The sequence below is a fragment of the Paenibacillus sp. sgz302114 genome (assembly GCF_056120345.1).
Genome location: NZ_JBVYOI010000009.1, coordinates 1 through 18,772, shown reverse-complemented (window position 1 = coordinate 18,772; position 18,772 = coordinate 1). Strand labels below are relative to the sequence as shown.

The 18,772-nt window shown below is 48.3% G+C and carries 16 protein-coding genes; 8 read left to right on the top strand and 8 right to left on the bottom strand.

Annotation, left to right across the window (positions count from 1 at the left end):
• Positions 1 to 269: 269 nt before the first annotated feature.
• The 7 genes from rsmG to rpmH form a co-directional block, all read right to left on the bottom strand.
• Complete coding sequence (rsmG, locus tag AC0LWF_RS20295; protein ID WP_474653355.1) at positions 270 to 992, bottom strand: 16S rRNA (guanine(527)-N(7))-methyltransferase RsmG; 723 nt, start codon at positions 990 to 992, stop codon at positions 270 to 272.
• Positions 993 to 999: 7 nt separating this feature from the next.
• Positions 1,000 to 2,889, bottom strand: a complete 1,890-nt coding sequence (gene mnmG / locus AC0LWF_RS20290) for a tRNA uridine-5-carboxymethylaminomethyl(34) synthesis enzyme MnmG (protein WP_474653354.1) — start codon at positions 2,887 to 2,889, stop codon at positions 1,000 to 1,002.
• 34 nt (positions 2,890 to 2,923) lie between these two features.
• Entirely contained in the window at positions 2,924 to 4,303 is a 1,380-nt protein-coding gene (gene mnmE, locus AC0LWF_RS20285) for a tRNA uridine-5-carboxymethylaminomethyl(34) synthesis GTPase MnmE (RefSeq protein ID WP_474653515.1), read from the bottom strand.
• Positions 4,304 to 4,383: 80 nt separating this feature from the next.
• Complete coding sequence (gene jag / locus AC0LWF_RS20280) at positions 4,384 to 5,058, bottom strand: RNA-binding cell elongation regulator Jag/EloR (RefSeq protein ID WP_474653353.1); 675 nt, start codon at positions 5,056 to 5,058, stop codon at positions 4,384 to 4,386.
• Positions 5,055 to 5,831, bottom strand: coding sequence for a YidC/Oxa1 family membrane protein insertase (locus AC0LWF_RS20275; RefSeq protein WP_474653352.1), 777 nt, complete (start codon positions 5,829 to 5,831; stop codon positions 5,055 to 5,057). Before AC0LWF_RS20275 ends, jag begins: the two co-directional genes overlap by 4 nt.
• A 209-nt stretch (positions 5,832 to 6,040) precedes the next feature.
• A complete protein-coding gene (gene rnpA, locus AC0LWF_RS20270) occupies positions 6,041 to 6,397 on the bottom strand; it encodes a ribonuclease P protein component (protein ID WP_474653351.1) in 357 nt (118 codons plus the stop codon).
• 78 nt (positions 6,398 to 6,475) lie between these two features.
• The gene (gene rpmH, locus AC0LWF_RS20265; RefSeq protein WP_090574515.1) at positions 6,476 to 6,610 is read right to left on the bottom strand and encodes a 50S ribosomal protein L34; all 135 of its coding nucleotides are present in this window, start codon (positions 6,608 to 6,610) and stop codon (positions 6,476 to 6,478) included.
• Positions 6,611 to 7,257: 647 nt separating this feature from the next.
• Between rpmH and dnaA the strand changes: the two genes are divergently transcribed.
• The 6 genes from dnaA (at position 7,258) to gyrB (ending at position 13,652) form a co-directional block, all read left to right on the top strand.
• Positions 7,258 to 8,610: a chromosomal replication initiator protein DnaA gene (dnaA, locus tag AC0LWF_RS20260; protein WP_474653350.1), complete on the top strand. Its 1,353-nt coding sequence runs from the start codon at positions 7,258 to 7,260 to the stop codon at positions 8,608 to 8,610.
• Between the two features lie 253 nt (positions 8,611 to 8,863).
• The gene (gene dnaN, locus AC0LWF_RS20255; RefSeq protein WP_474653349.1) at positions 8,864 to 10,006 is read left to right on the top strand and encodes a DNA polymerase III subunit beta; all 1,143 of its coding nucleotides are present in this window, start codon (positions 8,864 to 8,866) and stop codon (positions 10,004 to 10,006) included.
• 19 nt (positions 10,007 to 10,025) lie between these two features.
• Positions 10,026 to 10,241 carry a S4 domain-containing protein YaaA gene (gene yaaA, locus AC0LWF_RS20250; RefSeq protein ID WP_090574507.1) on the top strand — a complete coding sequence of 72 codons (216 nt, stop codon included), beginning with the start codon at positions 10,026 to 10,028 and terminating at the stop codon, positions 10,239 to 10,241.
• A gap of 40 nt (positions 10,242 to 10,281) precedes the next feature.
• Complete coding sequence (gene recF, locus AC0LWF_RS20245) at positions 10,282 to 11,391, top strand: DNA replication/repair protein RecF (RefSeq protein ID WP_474653348.1); 1,110 nt, start codon at positions 10,282 to 10,284, stop codon at positions 11,389 to 11,391.
• Positions 11,392 to 11,427: 36 nt separating this feature from the next.
• Positions 11,428 to 11,676: an extracellular matrix regulator RemB gene (remB, locus tag AC0LWF_RS20240; protein ID WP_090575630.1), complete on the top strand. Its 249-nt coding sequence runs from the start codon at positions 11,428 to 11,430 to the stop codon at positions 11,674 to 11,676.
• A gap of 65 nt (positions 11,677 to 11,741) precedes the next feature.
• Positions 11,742 to 13,652: a DNA topoisomerase (ATP-hydrolyzing) subunit B gene (gyrB, locus tag AC0LWF_RS20235; protein ID WP_474653347.1), complete on the top strand. Its 1,911-nt coding sequence runs from the start codon at positions 11,742 to 11,744 to the stop codon at positions 13,650 to 13,652.
• Between the two features lie 39 nt (positions 13,653 to 13,691).
• On the opposite strand, the gene AC0LWF_RS20230 is transcribed toward gyrB, so the two are convergent.
• Positions 13,692 to 14,453 carry a YheC/YheD family protein gene (locus tag AC0LWF_RS20230; protein ID WP_474653346.1) on the bottom strand — a complete coding sequence of 254 codons (762 nt, stop codon included), beginning with the start codon at positions 14,451 to 14,453 and terminating at the stop codon, positions 13,692 to 13,694.
• Between the two features lie 360 nt (positions 14,454 to 14,813).
• On the opposite strand from AC0LWF_RS20230, the gene gyrA reads away from it, so the two are divergent.
• Both gyrA and AC0LWF_RS20220 read left to right on the top strand, forming a co-directional pair.
• Positions 14,814 to 17,306: a DNA gyrase subunit A gene (gene gyrA / locus AC0LWF_RS20225; protein WP_474653345.1), complete on the top strand. Its 2,493-nt coding sequence runs from the start codon at positions 14,814 to 14,816 to the stop codon at positions 17,304 to 17,306.
• 35 nt (positions 17,307 to 17,341) lie between these two features.
• Complete coding sequence (locus AC0LWF_RS20220; protein ID WP_474653344.1) at positions 17,342 to 18,439, top strand: HD-GYP domain-containing protein; 1,098 nt, start codon at positions 17,342 to 17,344, stop codon at positions 18,437 to 18,439.
• Positions 18,440 to 18,772: the final 333 nt, after the last annotated feature.

The following is an 18,772-nucleotide window of genomic DNA, read 5'->3' as shown; positions in this document are numbered from 1 at the left end:
GTGCCGAGTTATTGTCATTCCAAGTGCAAACGGCTATCGTCTATCCTGCAGATGACGATAGCTGGCGTTTCACGGGGATCACACAGAAACGAATAAAGGGAACCCAATAGATTATGTGTGATTACATAATTCGTCGGCTGTAAGTTGATTTCCTGCTTGACAGTAATAAATATAAGTAGTCGGCCCAATACCCGAAAGCTGCTTGTGGAATGTTCGAGTCAATCCGATTAAAATTTGTTCCACGTGAAACAAATATTGGACTGTTGTCATTATATAATAGGTTGTTTCAAAGGCAAACCCGCTTTTCTTGGATATTTAGCTGGTGTAGCGCCGAGCTTCTCCATCATAATAATATGACGATCCGATTGCTCGAATGGAAGCTTCAGATGATGAGTATGCACAAGCTTTGCTTTCAGCTCGATTAAGCTGCGCTTGGCTTCCGCCGTTTCCTCTGCAGGATCCGCACCTTTCATCGACGCAAACGTTCCGCCTTTCATTGCAAAAGGTAGACAAAGCTCATTCAGGCCGCTGAGCCGAGCAACTGCTCTAGCTGTAACGACATCGTACGCATCGCGGTGCACCGGTAGACGAGCGATATCCTCTGCTCGCCCATGCACGCAAGTGACGTCCGTAAGATCAAGCGCTTCCACAACATGCTGGAGAAATTGAATGCGCTTATTGAGCGAATCAACAATCGTCACCTTCAAATGCGGGAAGCAAATCTTAAGCGGTAGGCTAGGAAAACCTGCTCCTGATCCAATATCGGCAAGTGACTTCACTTTGTTCATATCCATAAAGAAAGAGAGGGCTACGGAATCATAAAAATGTTTCTCATAGACCGCTTCCCTCTCTGTAATGCCAGTTAAATTCATTTTTTCGTTCCATGAGACGAGCAACTCATAATACGTAGCGAACTGCTGCAGCTGAAGCGGCGATAACGCCACTCCCCGCTCCTGCAGCAATTGAACAAACCATGTTTCTGTTGAATTCATCGTTTAATTACCCCCGTGCAGCAACAACCTTATTGTAATGCTCAAGATAAACGAGAAGGATCGAAATGTCTGCCGGCGTAACGCCGCCAATCCGAGATGCCTGCCCAATCGACAATGGACGGATGTTCGACAGATTCGTCTTCGCTTCCTTCGATATATTCGTTATGACCGAATAATCAATGTCGTCTGGAATCCGCTTCTTCTCCATCTTCGCCAGACGTTCCACTTGAAGCTGCTGCTTCTCGATGTAACCGGCATACTTGATTTGAATCTCGACTTGCTCCTTCATATCCTCAGTCAACGGCTCTTCTGCCGGAGACAGACGATCAACCAATGCATACGTCACTTCTGGACGGCGAAGCAACGAAAGCGCATCTGTCGTTTGCTGTATAGGTGCAGTGTTAATCTCTGCCAACATTTGCAACACTTCTTCATCCGGACGCACTTTTACTGTCTTCAAACGCTCGATCTCTTGCTCCACCATCAGTTTCTTGTGCGTAAACTTCGAATAGCGCGCTTCTGAGATCAACCCAATCTCATAGCCAGTCGGCGTTAGACGCAAATCAGCATTATCATGACGCAGCAGCAAGCGGTATTCCGCACGAGACGTAAGCAGGCGATATGGCTCCGTAGTCCCTTTTGTAACAAGATCGTCTATTAGAACTCCGATATAGCCTTGCGAACGATCTACAATGACTGGTGGTTTCTCTTGCACTTTGCGAGCTGCATTAATGCCAGCCATAATCCCTTGACCTGCTGCTTCCTCATAACCCGATGTACCGTTGATCTGACCAGCTGTGAATAGACCAGGTACAAGCTTCGTCTCAAGCGACGGCCACAGCTGCGTTGGCACAACGGCGTCATACTCAATTGCGTAGCCTGTACGCATCATCTCAACCTTCTCCAGTCCTGGAATCGAACGGAGAATGCTCAGCTGTACATCCTCAGGCATACTCGTCGAGAGGCCTTGAACGTAATACTCCGACGTATTCTTGCCTTCCGGCTCCAAGAAGATCTGATGCTTCGGCTTATCGGCGAAACGTACAATCTTATCCTCAATGGACGGGCAATAGCGCGGTCCTGTACCTTCAATCGCTCCCGAGAACATCGGTGCACGGTGAAGGTTGTCATTAATAATCTTATGGGTTTCTTCCGATGTGTACGTCAGCCAGCAAGGCAGCTGCTCATTGTCTGAATACTCCGTTTCATAAGAGAAGAACTTCGGCTTCTCATCGCCTGGCTGAATTTCGGTTTTGCTGAAATCAATCGTATCCTTATGCACCCGCGGCGGTGTGCCCGTCTTGAAACGAACGAGCTGCAAGCCAAGTGAGCGCAAGCTCTCGGACAGCTTTACCGATGGCTGCTGATTGTTAGGGCCACTCTCATACATGAGCTCACCCATAATCACTTTTCCGCGCAAGTATGTGCCCGTTGTCACAACGACCGCTTTCGCGCGATATTCCGCGCCAGTCTTCGTCACGATGCCGACACAGGCACCATCCTCAATAATAAGCTCCTCCGCCATCCCCTGGCGAAGAGTCAAATGATCTGTCTCTTCAATCGTTTGCTTCATAAAATGTTGATACAGAAACTTATCCGCTTGTGCACGCAGCGCATGAACAGCTGGACCCTTTCCCGTATTCAGCATCCGCATCTGAATAAACGTCTTATCAATGTTGCGTCCCATTTCCCCGCCAAGCGCATCAATTTCACGCACAACATGACCTTTTGCCGGCCCGCCGATCGATGGGTTACATGGCATAAACGCGACCATATCGAGATTAATCGTGAGCAGCAGCGTCTCACACCCCATTCGGGCAGCGGCCAATGCTGCCTCAACCCCCGCGTGGCCGGCACCTACTACAATTACATCAAAATCCCCTGCATGGTATCTCATTTTGCTATCCCTCCCTGCCTCTTTCACTCCAATTTTATTTACCTAAACAGAACTGAGAGAAAATCTGATCAATAAGCGAGTCAGCCACCGAATCACCTATCAATTCCCCTAATTGCTCCCAAGCTGTACGTACATCAATTTGCACAATATCAATCGGAATCCCGATATCTGTCGATTCCATCGCATCTAACAAAGACTGCTTCGCATGACCTAATAGCGTAATATGACGAACGTTGCTGACATACGTCATATCCGCAGATTCCAGCTCACCGCTGAAGAACATTCGGCTAATGACGCTCTCGAGCTCTTCTAGCCCTTGCTCATGCAGCACGGAGAGCTTTACGATCGTATCCGCCGGGAAGATCGACTCCACAGCCGAAGTATCAAGCACGGCTGGCAAGTCCGTCTTATTCAGCAGCACGACAACCGGTCTGCCCCGCAGCTGCTCCATCAGCAGCTGATCGTCCGGGTGCAACGGCTCATTCACATTCAGCACGAACAAGATCAGATCCGCTTCCTCAAGCGCCGTACGGGATCGTTCGACACCAATACGCTCTACCACATCCGCTGTTTCGCGAATACCTGCTGTGTCGAGCAGTCGCAGCGGAATACCGCCAAGCGTAATATATTCTTCGATGACATCACGTGTCGTCCCGGGAATGTCGGTCACGATCGCTTTATTCTCCTGCACCAGCGCATTGAGCAGCGACGACTTGCCGACATTCGGGCGGCCAACAATTGCCGTCACAATGCCTTCTCTTAATATTTTGCCTTCCGCAGCTGTTTTTAACAACCGGTTTATCTCGTCGCGAGCTTCGCCGCAGCGCTCGCGAATGTACGCACTTGTCATTGAAGCGACATCGTGCTCTGGATAATCAATATTCACTTCAATATGAGCAAGCAGCTCAATTAGGCCGTGGCGAAGTGCCTTGACCTTCTTCGACAGCATTCCCTCCGCTTGCTTCATTGCAATGGAGAAAGCACGATCCGACTTGGATCGAATCAAGTCAATAACTGCCTCTGCTTGTGTCAGATCGATTCTTCCGTTCAAGAATGCACGCTTCGTGAACTCACCAGGCTCTGCAATTCGTACATCGCCTGTACGCAGCAGCAGCTCCAGCACCCGCTTCACAGCGACAACGCCGCCGTGCGTGCTCAATTCGACAACATCTTCCGCAGTGAACGAGCGCGGCCCCCGCATAATCGTGAGCAGGATCTCCTCCACCGTCTCGCCGCTTATCGGGTCTACAATATGACCGTAATGCACGGTATGCGATGCTGCTGCGCCAATATCCGACTTGGAACGGAAGATCTTCGCACATTCTGTAACCGCATCAGGCCCACTGACCCGTATAACGGCAATGCCGCCTTCTCCGACAGCTGTCGAAATGGCGGCAATCGTGTCTTGTATCATCATCGTTTTTTCCCTCATTAACTTGTGAACTCGTAATTAAAAAAACGAGCAATGACCGCAAAGAGTCATTGCCCGAGCACTTATTTTAGCGTAATGACTACGCGGCGATTCGGTTCATCGCCTTTACTGAATGTTTTAACCTTGGCGTGATTTTGCAACTGTGAATGGATAATCTTCCGCTCATGCGGGGACATCGGCTCAAGCACCACTTCTTTGCGCGTGCGCACGACATGCCCTGCAAGGCGATCAGATAAATCCTCGAGCGTCTTCCGGCGGCGCTCGCGAAAATCTTCCGCATCAAGCACAATGCGAAGATGACTGTTGGAATAACGATTGGCCACAATGTTGACCAAATACTGCAAAGCGTCAAGCGTTTGACCTCGGCGACCGATTAACATGCCAAGATCACCGCCGCCCGAGATCGCGAGCGTTAATTCATCTTTCGAATCGTTACGTCGAATCGCAATATCAAGCCCCATCGTTCTTGCCACTTCGGTAATGAATCGTTCCGCTTCAAGCAGCGGATCCTTAGGAGCCGCGACTGCAGAGACCGACGCCTTCTCTTGCTCGGGTACGAGCACAGGCACGAGCACTAGCTCAACTTTAGCGGCTCTCGCCCCAATTAAGCCGAACAAGCCTTTCGACGGCTTCTCCAGAACGGTCACATTAACACGATCCGCAGACACTTGCAATTCCGTTAAACCATTTTGTACAGCATCTTCGATCGTTTTGCCCGATGCTACGATTTTCTTCATTTTGCAGGCACACTCTCCTTGCCCTTAGATGAGTTGCGTACATATAGGAAATAGTTTTGCACAATCGTGTATGTGTTACTGAAGATCCAGTACAGCGGAAGCGCCGCCGGGAAGTTCAGTGCCATAACGAAGATCAACACTGGGAAGATCATCATGATGCCCTGCATAGCTGGCATAGCCTTCTGCTGGGACTGCATCATTTTCGACTGAATAAACGTCGTAATTGCTGCGATAATTGGGAGCACGTAAGTGTGGTCCTTCTCACCGAGCTGGAGCCACAGGAACGTATGCTCACGTATGTTCTCATTCATATAGATCGAGTTGTAAAGAGCAATAAAGATCGGCATTTGCACAAGCAGCGGCAAACAGCCGGCCAGTGGATTAACTTTATGCTGCTGAAACAGCTTCATGGTTTCCTCTTGCTGCTTCTGAGGGTTGTCCTTGTGCTTCTCTTTCAGCTTCGCGAGCTCCGGCTGAAGCAGCTGCATCGCCTTCGAGCTGCGGTACTGTTTAATAGTAAGCGGAAGAATAATCGTTCTGACGATAATAACCATAAGCAGAATGGCAATACCGTATTCACCATTAAACCATTTAGCGAACTCTTCAAGAGCAAGCGAGAAATAGTAAACTACATTACGCTGCCAGAAGTTTCCGTGCTCCAAATCATTCATTGATACCGGGTTCCTAGTTGATGAACATCCGCTCAAAAAAAGCATTACGGCAATAATAGAAGCTGCCGTTAACCATGATCGTTTCGAAATACGGGACAACATGTAAATCTCCTCTCTGTGCACCAGGGGCATAATCGCCCTTCATTAAAGAAATTACAGCAATTTCATTCACGTAAACTATATCACATTTATTGGCACAAAGAAACAAGCCTCCAGCGCCAAACTAAAACGGTTTCACCGCCTGAACAGGGCGGTTTCGTTTTGCGCGAAGACCATTCAAAAGTATAACAGGATTCCTCTAGTTAGAGCACTTATACGCTCTGCTTCGAACCCTTCAGAAGACCTGCCCGTTTCAGCACATGAAGCATGCTCTTCTCAAGCTCCTTCATCTCAAGCCCGACCGCCGGCTTCCGGACAATGACGATCAGATCGAGCTGCCCGTTCATTCGGTCAAGCTGGTGCCGGACAATCTCCTTCACAAGCCGCCTCATTCGATTCCGAACGACGGCATTGCCAATCTTCTTGCTGGCCGACACACCGAGACGGATTGGATCCGACTGCATCTGACGCGACCAGTAAACAACAAATTGACTATTGGCGAACGATTTGCCGTTTCTATATATACGGCTGAAATCTTCGCGGTTACGCAATCGCAGCTTTCTTTGCACGGCGCATCTTCACCGAACCTTTATCCCTTTAGTATTACCTTAAAAATGAAAAAAAGACCACTTGACGTGGTCTTAAGCTTACGCGCTCAATACTTTTCTTCCCCGTTGACGGCGGGCGCTCAGCACTTTACGTCCATTTGCCGAAGCCATGCGCTTACGGAAACCATGAACTTTCTTACGTTTGCTAACGTTAGGTCTAAATGTCGGTCTCATTCCTATGCACCTCCTATACCTAGTTAAATCGAACTTGCATATCCTATTTCTTATCGTCTGCACGATTAGCGATCGTCTGTTTGTTTAAGCGGAAACAGCTACGCAGTCCCTGAACCTCAAACCACGAGCGCTCCTCGCCAAAAAACGCCTTTTTCAATTAAACCATGCCCCCACCCAAAAGTCAACCGAAATCAAGAACGGTAAGAGTCACCAAAACGATATCGGAAACTCATCTGTGGATAAATGTATAAAAGGGTCTGCGTAGGCGGCAAATTAATAACATGTGGATGAATTTATCGGGTTTTCGTAGATTTTGTCGAAATGGTAACAAGATATAAACAATATCTAGTGTTGTCGATAACTATTATACACAACCTATAGAATTTGTGGATAAAAACGCTGGAGTCGTTGAATATCAAGGGTTATTTTGCTATGATGGTTATGTTTTCTGTGTGGATGACTTCAACTTCCCCTCAACATTATTAACAGGCTGTGGATAATACTGTGAACAACATTTATCCCCTATTGATAATTTTTCTGTGCATTCCCTTAATAATGTGGATGAATGAGTACAGATTATACGATGTTTCGACATCTGATGCACAACTGCGCCCATTGCGCATGAATTGGATAAGGAGTGACAATCTGTGGATAGCCATACGCACGAAATGTGGCACCAGGTGCTGTCCATCATTCAAACGAAGCTCAGCAAGCCAAGTTTCGACACTTGGTTTAAAGCGACTAAGGCTTCGTTTAGTGGTGATTCAACCGTAATTGTGACAGCTCCAACGACTTTTGCAGCCGAATGGCTCGAAAGCCGGTATACAAAGCTTGTGCGGACGACACTACAGGAATATTTGGGGCGCCAATATGACATTAAATTTGTCATAGAAGAGAATAAGCCGCCAGAGCCTGCAGAGGCCCAGCCTATCGTCATGCCAGTTGTACAAACCGGGCCGGACGAGCCATATACGCATATGCTTAACCCTAAATATATGTTTGATACGTTCGTCATCGGCGTAAACAACCGTTTTGCCCATGCGGCATCACTGGCTGTAGCCGAGGCGCCGGCCAAAGCGTACAATCCGCTGTTTCTATACGGTGGCGTAGGACTTGGCAAGACGCATCTTATGCATGCGATCGGGCATTATATTTTGGAACATAACCCGAATACACGAGTGCTTTATCTGTCTTCGGAGAAGTTTACGAACGAATTCATCAATGCGATCCGCGACAACAGAGGCGAGAGCTTCCGCAATAAATACCGGAATATCGACGTGTTGCTCATTGATGATATTCAATTCCTAGCGGGCAAGGAGCAGACGCAGGAAGAGTTCTTCCATACGTTTAACGCGCTGCATGAAGAGCGCAAGCAGATCGTCATCTCCAGTGACCGGCCTCCTAAGGAAATTCCCACACTAGAGGAGCGGCTTCGTTCTCGCTTCGAGTGGGGGCTGATGATCGACATCCAGCCGCCAGATCTGGAGACGCGGATTGCGATTCTTCGGAAGAAGGCGAGAGCCGAGAATCTTGATATTCCGAATGAAGCGATGGTCTACATCGCGAACCAGATCGATACGAATATCCGCGAGCTCGAAGGCGCGTTAATCCGGGTTGTAGCGTATTCCTCTCTTATTAATCAAGACATTACGTCACACCTGGCAGCCGAGGCGCTTAAAGATATTATTCCATCCAGCCGTCCAAAAATGATTACGATGCACGATATCCAGCAAAAAGTCGGCGAGCTGTACGGATTGAAGCTTGAGGAGTTCAAGGCGCGAAAACGTACGAAGGCTGTCGCTTTCCCACGGCAAATTGCGATGTATCTGTCGCGTGAGCTGACGGACTACTCGCTGCCGAAGATTGGTGAAGCGTTCGGCGGAAGAGATCATACAACGGTCATTCACGCCCATGAGAAAATTACGCAGCAGCTGAAAATTGATGGTGAGCTATATAAGATCATTCAGACGCTATCTGATAAGATTCGCAACCACACCTAAATACGAAGAAGCGGTATAACGTCAATTCGACCAAAAAGTTATGCACTTTCTTCAACATTTAATTAGCAAGCCTATGCACACGCTATACACATGTGGATAGGCTTGCTTTATCCGTGTTGCACCCACTTATCCACATATTCAGTGCCCCTACTACGACTTCTACTAATAATTTAAATAAACATCATCAAAATATAGGTGAAACGAGAGGCCTTTCTCAGCCCTCGCATCACCCGCTTATTTTAGGAGTGAAATTATGAAATTAACGATTCGTAAAGATCAATTAAATGACGCTATTCAACAAGTATCCAAAGCCTCTTCATCCAGACCGGCAATTCCAATTCTCGGCGGTATCAAAATCGACGTTACTCACCAAGGGGTAACATTAACCGCCAGCGATACCGATATTTCAATTCAAAGCTTTATTCCCGTTGAGAACGGCGAATTCGTAATTGCGAAGGTCGAGAAGCCTGGCAGCGTCGTGCTTCCAGCTAAGTTTTTCGTTGAAATTGTTAAGAAACTGCCGTCGGATGAGCTTGAAATTGAAGTAAAAGAACAGCATCAAACAATGATCCGTTCCGGTTCAACCGATATTCAAATGGTTGGTCTTGATCCGGAAGAATTCCCGGTTCTTCCAACAGTCGAACAGAACGAAATCATCTCTGTTCCTGGCGATCTATTGAAGTCCATGATTCGTCAGACGGTATTCGCTGCTTCGACTAGCGAACAAACGCCAATTTTGACAGGCGCCTTGTGGAATTTGACTGAAAATCAATTGAAATTTGTAGCAACAGACCGTCATCGTCTTGCAAGCCGCAGCGCTACTGTTGAGACACCGGAAGGCTACCGTTTCTCCAATGTGGTTATCTCCGGCAAGACGCTGGGTGAGCTATCCAAAATCGTTCCAGACGATCATACACATGTGGATATCGTTGTTGCGGACAATCAAGTGCTGTTTAAAGTCGGCAACGTGCTGTTCTATTCAAGAATCTTGGACGGGACTTATCCTGACACTTCCAAGATTATTCCGCAGCAGTTCAAAACAGAACTGGTGCTGCACACAAAAAAATTGACGGATGCGATCGATCGCGCGTATTTGATGTCGCGTGAAGAGAAGACGAACATCGTTCGCCTCGTTACGCAAGAGGATGGCTCCATTGAAATTTCGTCGAGCTCGACTGAGCTTGGACGTGTAACGGAGTTGCTTGAAGTGAACGAGATGAAGGGCGAACAGCTCCGAATCGCTTTTAACTCCAAATATATGCTCGACGCGCTCAAAGTCATCGACAGCGAATATCTTTTCATCGGATTTACAGGGGCAATGAGCCCAATCATCATTAAGCCGACCGATCACCAGCACAGTTTGTACTTGATTTTGCCGTATCGGACAACAGGCTAAACGTTAAGGAGAACCCACCATGAAGGAAATTGGAATTTCGACAGAATATATTGCGCTCGGACAGTTTCTGAAACTATCCGAATGCATTGACTCCGGCGGTGCGGCAAAGTTTTTTCTGCAGGAGTACGAAGTGCTCATTAACGGAGAGCCTGACAACCGTCGCGGACGGAAGCTGTATGTGGGCGATAAGGTTGATGTGAAAGGATTTGGCGTCTTTACGGTCGTGAAGCGATAGTAAAACGAGGCCGAGCAGTAACCGGGAGGCATCAATCAACGTGCGTTTAAATTCTATCCAACTGCAGCATTATCGGAACTATGAGCATATTGAGCTTGCGACCGACAGCCAGGTAAACCTGTTTGTCGGCCGGAACGCCCAGGGCAAGACTAATTTGCTGGAAGCGATTTATGTGCTGGCGCTGACGAAGTCCCATCGGACGAGCAAGGATAAGGAGCTCATCGGTTGGCAATCGAACGAGGCTCGCATTCGCGGCGAGGTTGACAAGCGTTATGGTCCGGTCACTTTAGACTTATCATTGTCTTCACAGGGGAAGAAAGCGAAGATCAACGGACTCGAGCAGCGCAAGCTAAGCGAATTTGTCGGTACGCTCAACGTTGTCATGTTCGCGCCAGAAGATTTAGAGATTGTGAAAGGCACACCGGGCATACGCCGGCGATTTCTCGATATGGAGATCGGCCAGGTACAGCCCGGTTATTTGCATGCGCTCGGTCAATATGCCAAAGTGCTGCAGCAGCGCAACAATTACTTGAAATCATCAGCCCCGGGAAGCAGCAATCAAGCGATGATGGAAGTCTGGAACATGCAGCTTGCCGAGCACGGTGTTAAAATTGTGAAAAAAAGGCAAAACTTTATACAGAAGCTGCAAAAGTGGGCTCAGCAGATCCATTCCGGAATTACAGCGGGCAATGAAGAGCTCACAATCGTATATCGGCCCTCGTTTGAGAGTGACCCCGCCGAAGATGAATCTATATTATTTAATCAATTTATGTTAAAGTTAACAGATGTAAAAGATCAGGAACAACGCCGTGGAATGACGCTTGTTGGTCCTCATCGTGACGATATGGCCTTTTATATTAATGGCAAAGAAGCTTCAGTTTACGGCTCACAGGGCCAGCAGCGAACGACTGCGCTCTCCTTGAAATTAGCCGAAATTGAGCTTATTCATGAAGAAATCGGCGAGTATCCTCTGTTGCTTCTTGACGATGTGCTGTCAGAGCTTGACCAGCACCGGCAGACGCAGCTTATCGAGACATTCCAGAGCAAAGTACAGACGTTTATTACGACAACCGGTCTAGAGAGCGTCAATATTAGCAAGCTCAATGACTCCCGTGTATATCAAGTAAAGGACGGTCATGTCGAGCGGTAACAGCGCTAATGGCGTGAAGACGAAGGGGTGGGACTTATGTACATTCATTTGGGCGGAGAGAAGATTATTCGTGCTGCGGAACTCGTAGCTATTTTTGATATTTCGATCGAGCAGTCCTCTAAGCTGTCCAAGCAATTTGTTGCTCAAGCCAGAAAGCGTAAGGACGTAGAAGTTATCGGAGAAGAAGAAGCCAAGTCCATCGTGGTGACTAAGAGCAAAGTCTACTATTCCCCGATTTCGTCCTCTACGCTGAAGAAACGCTCGCACCATTTTGCAACCACTTAGGTGGCTAATTCGAAAGCTCATATAGTTTGTGGCAAGAGTAGTTGAGAGGAGCAGTGAAATCCAGTATGTCGTCGAATCAGCATACGTATGATGAAAGTCAGATACAGGTTCTTGAGGGGCTTGAGGCGGTACGTAAACGCCCCGGGATGTACATCGGTTCCACTAGTGGCAAAGGGCTTCACCACCTCGTATGGGAAGTCGTTGATAATAGTATTGACGAAGCGCTTGCAGGTTACTGTACCCGGATCGAAGTGAACATTCATGAAGATAACAGCATTACTGTCGTCGACAACGGACGGGGTATTCCAGTCGGTGAGAATGTGAAGCTGAAGAAGTCTACGCTCGAAGTTGTTATGACCGTTCTACACGCAGGCGGTAAGTTCGGAGGCGAAGGCTATAAAGTATCCGGCGGTCTTCACGGCGTCGGTATTTCCGTCGTTAACGCATTGTCGGAGCATGTAGAGGTAACGGTTAAACGGGAAGGTAAGATCCATAGGCAAGAATATCGCCGTGGTGCACCGCAGGGTGATATTCAAATCATCGGAGAAACCGATGAGACCGGAACAACGACTCGTTTCAAGCCGGATCCGGAGATCTTCACTGAGACGACTGTGTACGAATACGAAATCCTGCAATCGCGTATTCGCGAGCTTGCATTCTTGAATAAAGGGATTGAGATAGCGCTAAGCGATGAGCGGACAGGCGCTAGCCACACATACAAATACGAGGGCGGTATTATCGAGTTCGTCAAATACTTGAACCGCAGCCGTGAGGCACTCCACGAAGTGCCAATCTACGTTGAGGGCGAGAAGGACAACATTCATGTTGAAGTTGCGCTGCAATACAACGACAGCTACACAGAGAACATTTATTCGTTCGCGAATAATATTAATACGCACGAAGGCGGTACGCATGAATCCGGCTTTAAGAGTGCATTGACACGGATCATTAACGAGTATTCCCGCAAATCGAACGCGATTAAAGAGAGCGACAACAACCTCTCCGGCGACGACGTTCGTGAAGGCTTAACAGCGATTATTTCGGTCAAAATTCCAGAGCCTCAGTTCGAAGGCCAGACGAAGACGAAGCTTGGCAACAGCGAAGTTCGCGGTATCGTCGAATCCTTCTTCGCGGAGAAGTTCCAGGAGTTCCTTGACGAGAATCCATCCGTCTCGAAGAAGATTGTCGAGAAAGGTCTTCAAGCAGCGCGTGCTCGTGAAGCTGCGCGTAAAGCTCGTGAGCTCACTCGCCGTAAGAGTGCGCTAGAAGTAAGCGCCCTTCCAGGCAAGCTGGCAGACTGTTCCTCCAAGGATGCGTCCATTAGTGAAATTTACATCGTAGAAGGTGACTCCGCAGGTGGGTCGGCGAAGCAAGGTCGTGATCGCCATTACCAAGCTATCTTGCCACTGCGGGGTAAAATTTTGAACGTAGAGCGCGCGCGACTAGACCGGATTCTGTCGAATACCGAGATCCGTGCGATCATTACCGCTCTTGGTACCAGCATTGCCGATGACTTTGATATTGCGAAAGCGCGTTATCACAAAGTCATCATCATGACGGATGCGGACGTCGACGGCGCACACATTCGTACGCTGCTGCTCACGTTCTTCTTCCGCTACATGCGCAAGATCATCGAGGCTGGATATATCTATATTGCACAGCCGCCGCTCTTTAAGGTCGAGCGCAATAAGGTAGTCCGTTATGCGCAGAGTGAGAAGGAACGCGATGCAATCATTGCGGAATTCGGAGAAGGCGCGAAAGTAAACGTTCAGCGCTATAAAGGTCTCGGCGAGATGAACGCTACCCAGCTATGGGAGACGACGATGGATCCTGAGAGCCGTACGATGCTGCAGGTTACGATCGAGGATGCGATCGAAGCGGATAATATTTTTGAAACTCTTATGGGTGACAATGTCGAACCACGACGTGAATTCATTCAAGAGTTTGCGAAATTCGTTAAAAATTTGGATATCTAAACAAACAGCAAGCCGTCCGGCGATTCGGGCGGCTTGTTTTTACTTAGCGCGACGTTTGAACCTTCCGTAGCCGACACAATAACGGTGGATTCTGCGGAAGACCGATTGGTCGTTAAGCTTGCGAAAAATGAACGGATCAGGCAATGTATTGACTTCCAGAATCCAAGGCTGGAAGGACTCATCGATGGCCAGATCGATGCCGATTTCTTTCAAGCCGGGGTAGGTGGTCTGCAGCTGTCTTGCGATTGCAATGCCAAGTTCGGCAAGCCATGACTTGTAGCTATTAATTTGACCTGGTAACAGATGCGGGTTCATGAGCTGGTCGATGGACATCGGTGTGCCGCCGCTATGATAGTTTGTCACGATTTTGGCAGGATGGCTAAGCCGGCCAATAATACCGGTCGTCTCCCATGCTTTTTGCGAATTATGCTGAACCATGACGCGAATGTCGAAGCGGCGCCCGTCATATCTCAGCAGCTGAATGCCTTGTTGAATCAAGTAACGCCGGCTGCCGATAAGTCTCTGAAGTGAGCGCGATAATGTCTCGAAAGAGTTGAACTGCATAATCTTTGTATCATGTTGATAGCAGTAGGCGATGTCGGATTGCTTTTCAACCCGGATAACGCCAAGACCGAACGTGCCTTGGTCGGGCTTCACATAAACCATACCGAACTCTTGCAGCAGCTGCTCCAGCGCAGAGGGGCCCCATACTTTTGTAACTGGAATACGAGCTCTGAGCTGTTCGGAATTCATCAGCACTTTCGTTTTGGCCCATTTGCTTTTGACACGTTGAATGGCCAAGCGGGGCTCCTCCTTTCGTAAGTGGAAGTAGAAGCATATGCGAACAAGCCTGCAGGAGACATGGGTAGAAAACGATGTTATAATAGGGATAATGCCTATTTTTTGCTTTCATCGCTATAGATGCCAATCGTGATTACATAATCATGTTACATTATGGCGGATGAGGGCACATGGAGTGGGCGGATGACCTAACTCGATAAAGTTATGTTTATGACCGATAAACGTTTAAGGACAGCTCAATTTAGAAAAAATGGTATCTATTACGCTGTTATACGATTATCCCTGCATCTAACAATAGTTGCAGTCACTGCATTTTATTGTTAGACGCTTATTGTTATATGCAACCCTAGGAGGTTTACGATGGCAGAAGAGAACAATCTGCAAGTGCGAGATCGCGATATCGGTGTCGAGATGCGCGAGTCGTTTATGGACTATGCAATGAGTATCATCGTGAGCCGTGCGCTTCCAGACGTCCGCGACGGACTGAAGCCGGTACATCGCCGTATACTTTTTGCAATGTCTGAACTCGGAATGTCTCCGGACAAGCCTTATAAGAAATCTGCGAGAATCGTCGGTGAAGTAATCGGTAAGTACCATCCGCATGGTGACTCGGCCGTTTATGAAACGATGGTTCGTATGGCGCAGGACTTCTCGCTTCGTTACATGCTGATCGACGGTCATGGTAACTTCGGTTCCATCGACGGCGATATGGCTGCGGCGATGCGTTATACAGAGGCAAGGCTGTCGAAGATCGCGATGGAGATGCTTCGCGATATCAATAAAGAAACGGTTGATTACGCGCCTAACTATGACGGCGAAGAACATGAACCGGTTGTTCTGCCGGCTCGTTTCCCGAACTTGCTCGTTAACGGCTTGACGGGTATTGCCGTAGGTATGGCAACGAATATCCCGCCGCATAACTTGACGGAAGTCATTAACGGCGTACAAGCGCTGATCAGCAACCCGGAGATTACTCCAATTGAGTTAATGGATTATATCAAGGGTCCGGATTTCCCGACAGCCGGCTTCGTAATGGGCCGCGAAGGCATGCGCCAGGCGTATACGACTGGCCGCGGCTCCGTGACCATGCGTGCGCGTGCAACGATCGAGGAGAATGGCGGTAAAGCACGGATTATCGTACACGAGCTGCCTTACCAAGTGGTCAAAGCACGGCTCGTTGAGAAGATCGCTGAGCTCGTTCGCGAGAAGAAGATTGACGGCATTACCGACTTGCGTGATGAATCAGACCGTAACGGTATGCGCGTTGTCATTGAGCTTCGCCGCGATGTAACACCAACCGTGGTGCTCAACAACCTGTATAAGCAGACACAGATGCAAATGAACTTCGGCTTCAACATGCTGGCACTCGTTAAAGGTGAGCCGCGCACGCTGAACCTACGCGATATTCTGTATTACTATTTAGAGCATCAAGTCGAAGTCATTCGCCGTCGCACGGAGTTTGACTTGAAGAAAGCGGAAGCCCGTGCCCATATCCTCGAAGGCTTGCGTATTGCGCTTGACCACCTGGATGAGGTCATTGCGCTAATCCGTGCTTCGCAGACGACGGAAGAAGCGCGCGAAGGTCTAATGTCTCGCTTCAACCTGAGCCACGATCAGGCGCAAGCGATTCTGGATATGCGTTTGCAGCGCCTCACGGGTCTGGAACGCGACAAGATCGAAGCCGAGTACGCAGAGCTGCTTCGTAAGATTGCGGAGTACAAAGCGATTCTCGCTGATGAGCAGCTTGTGCTGCAAATTATTAACGAAGAGCTCGAGGAAGTGAAAGAGAAGTTTGGCGATGAGCGCCGTACAGAGATTATGGCGAGCGAAGATGAAATATTGGATGAGGATCTCATTCCTCGTGAAGATGTTGTCATTTCGATTACGCACACCGGTTATGTGAAGCGTCTGCCTGTAACAACTTATCGCAGCCAGAAGCGGGGCGGTAAAGGGGTCATCGGCATGGATACGAAAGATACCGACTTTGTCGAGCATCTATTCGTGTCGAATACGCACCACTTCCTGCTCTTCTTTACGAATAAAGGGAAGGTCTACCGCCTGAAAGCATACGAGATTCCAGAGCTAGGCCGCACTGCGCGTGGAACGCCAATCATTAACCTGCTGCAGATCGAGCAAGGCGAGACGGTCAACGCGGTTATTCCAGTTGAATCATTCGAGCCGAACCAATTCCTGTTCTTTGCGACGAAGCAAGGTATCGTGAAGAAGACGCCGCTTGATGATTACTCGAACATCCGGAAGGTCGGTCTCATAGCGATCAACCTGCGCGAAGACGATGATCTCATTGGCGTGAAGCTGACCGACGGTAACCAGGAGATCATTATGGGTACGAGTCAAGGGATGTCGATCCGATTCCCTGAACAAGATGTACGTCCAATGGGACGTTCAGCGACTGGGGTAAAAGGTATCAATACTGACGAGGACGATCTCGTTATCAGTATGGATGTTGTTGTTCCTGAGCATGACGTGCTTATCGTTACAGCCAATGGTTATGGCAAGCGGACGCCAATTAGCGAATACCGGAGCCAGAGCCGTGGCGGTAAAGGGATTAAGACACTCAACGTTACCGAACGCAACGGAGCAATCGTCAGCCTCAGAGTTGTTCAGAACGACGAGGATCTTATGATCATGACTTCTACGGGTACAATGATTCGTATGAGCATGGACGGCATTTCCTCCATGGGCCGCAATACGCAAGGCGTGAGACTGATTAATATTCGTGAGGATGATTCCGTTGCAACCGTAACGCGAGTCGCCCGCAATGAAGAATCGGATATCAACGACGAAGAAGCGGAAGGCCAGGAACCAGAGAACAACTCTTCTGACGAAGAATAGAGCGTTTTAACACATGCAGGGTGGAGGAGAGCATCATGGCGACAGTAGCAGTTTCGCAAGTAAAGCTTGGGGACAAGATTGCACAGGACATTCTCACCCCCCTTGGCAGTGTTCTTTTTCATAAAGGCAAAGTCATCATGCAGCGCGAGCAAGAAATTATGCATGCATTTATGGTGACACATGTAACAATAGAATCACCTGGCGATAAGAAGGATGCAGAGGAAGCGACAGCTGACAAGACGCAAGAGGCATCGAAGGATGGAGCCGTTTCTTCCAAAACACCACTGATAGATCAGTACGACATTACAGTTGCGCTGCTCAAGAAAGTGTTCAACCAGATGGCAAGTGGTGGAGTGGCATTCCCGATTCTTGAAGTCCGTAATCAGCTCGAAGCTTTGCTTCAATATAGCCATGAGTACAAAATGCTTACATTCGCACCGCAAAATGTTCCGACAGAGGACTACCTCTACCATAAGAGTGTAATGTCGGCATTAAGCTGCTATATGATGGCTCAGTGGAATGGGTTGCCTAAGAAGGACTGGGTACAGTCGGCGCTTGCCGGACTGCTTCATGATATTGGTAATGCCAAGGTGGACAGTAATATTCTGAATAAGCCAACCAAGCTGACGCTAGCTGAAGTTGAAGAAATGAAGCGTCACACCGTTCTTGGCTACCAGTTGCTCAAAAATGTAACTGCTATTAACGAAGGTGTTAAGCTTGCAGCACTTCAGCATCATGAGCGCTACGATGGTAGCGGGTATCCGCTTGGAATCGGTTCAGAGAAGATCCACCCCTATGCGAAGTTTGTCGCGATCTCAGATATCTTTAATGCGATGACGATGAAGCGGGCATACCGTAAAGCTTCTTCACCTTATCTTGTGCTTGAGCAGCTTCAGCAGGACTCCTTTGGTAAGCTGGATGCTGCATATGTACGCACCTTTATTGAGAGAGCCACACAGTTCCATAACGGAACAATCGTCCGTCTCAACGATGACCGAGTGGGGGAGATCGTATTCTCTGACCGGAATCACCCGACAAGGCCGTGGGTTTCCATCGGCGGAACGATCGTGAACCTTGCGAACGAGAGGCAGTATTACATTGAAGAAGTACTGTCCAAATCAAGCGCGCATTAAATTGAATATGAGGGTTGACCTCACTAAGTTGACTGTGTTATATTACTCCTTGCCGCTTTTAAGGGCCGGGATAATGTAACACAGTTTTTAATTTAATCAACAAATTAAATTAAAATAATGCTTGCAATGATGTAGGCGAATGTGATATATTAATCAAGTCGCCGCTGAGAAGTATGGCGGATTAGATAACAATTTGTTCCTTGAAAACTGAACAATGAGCGACCTGTCAAAAGGTCTAAAACAAGCTAGTTTTTTGAATGAGCTAACAAGCAAATTCATTTGGCGCGAATGGCTCCGCCATTTCGCCTTTTATGGAGAGTTTGATCCTGGCTC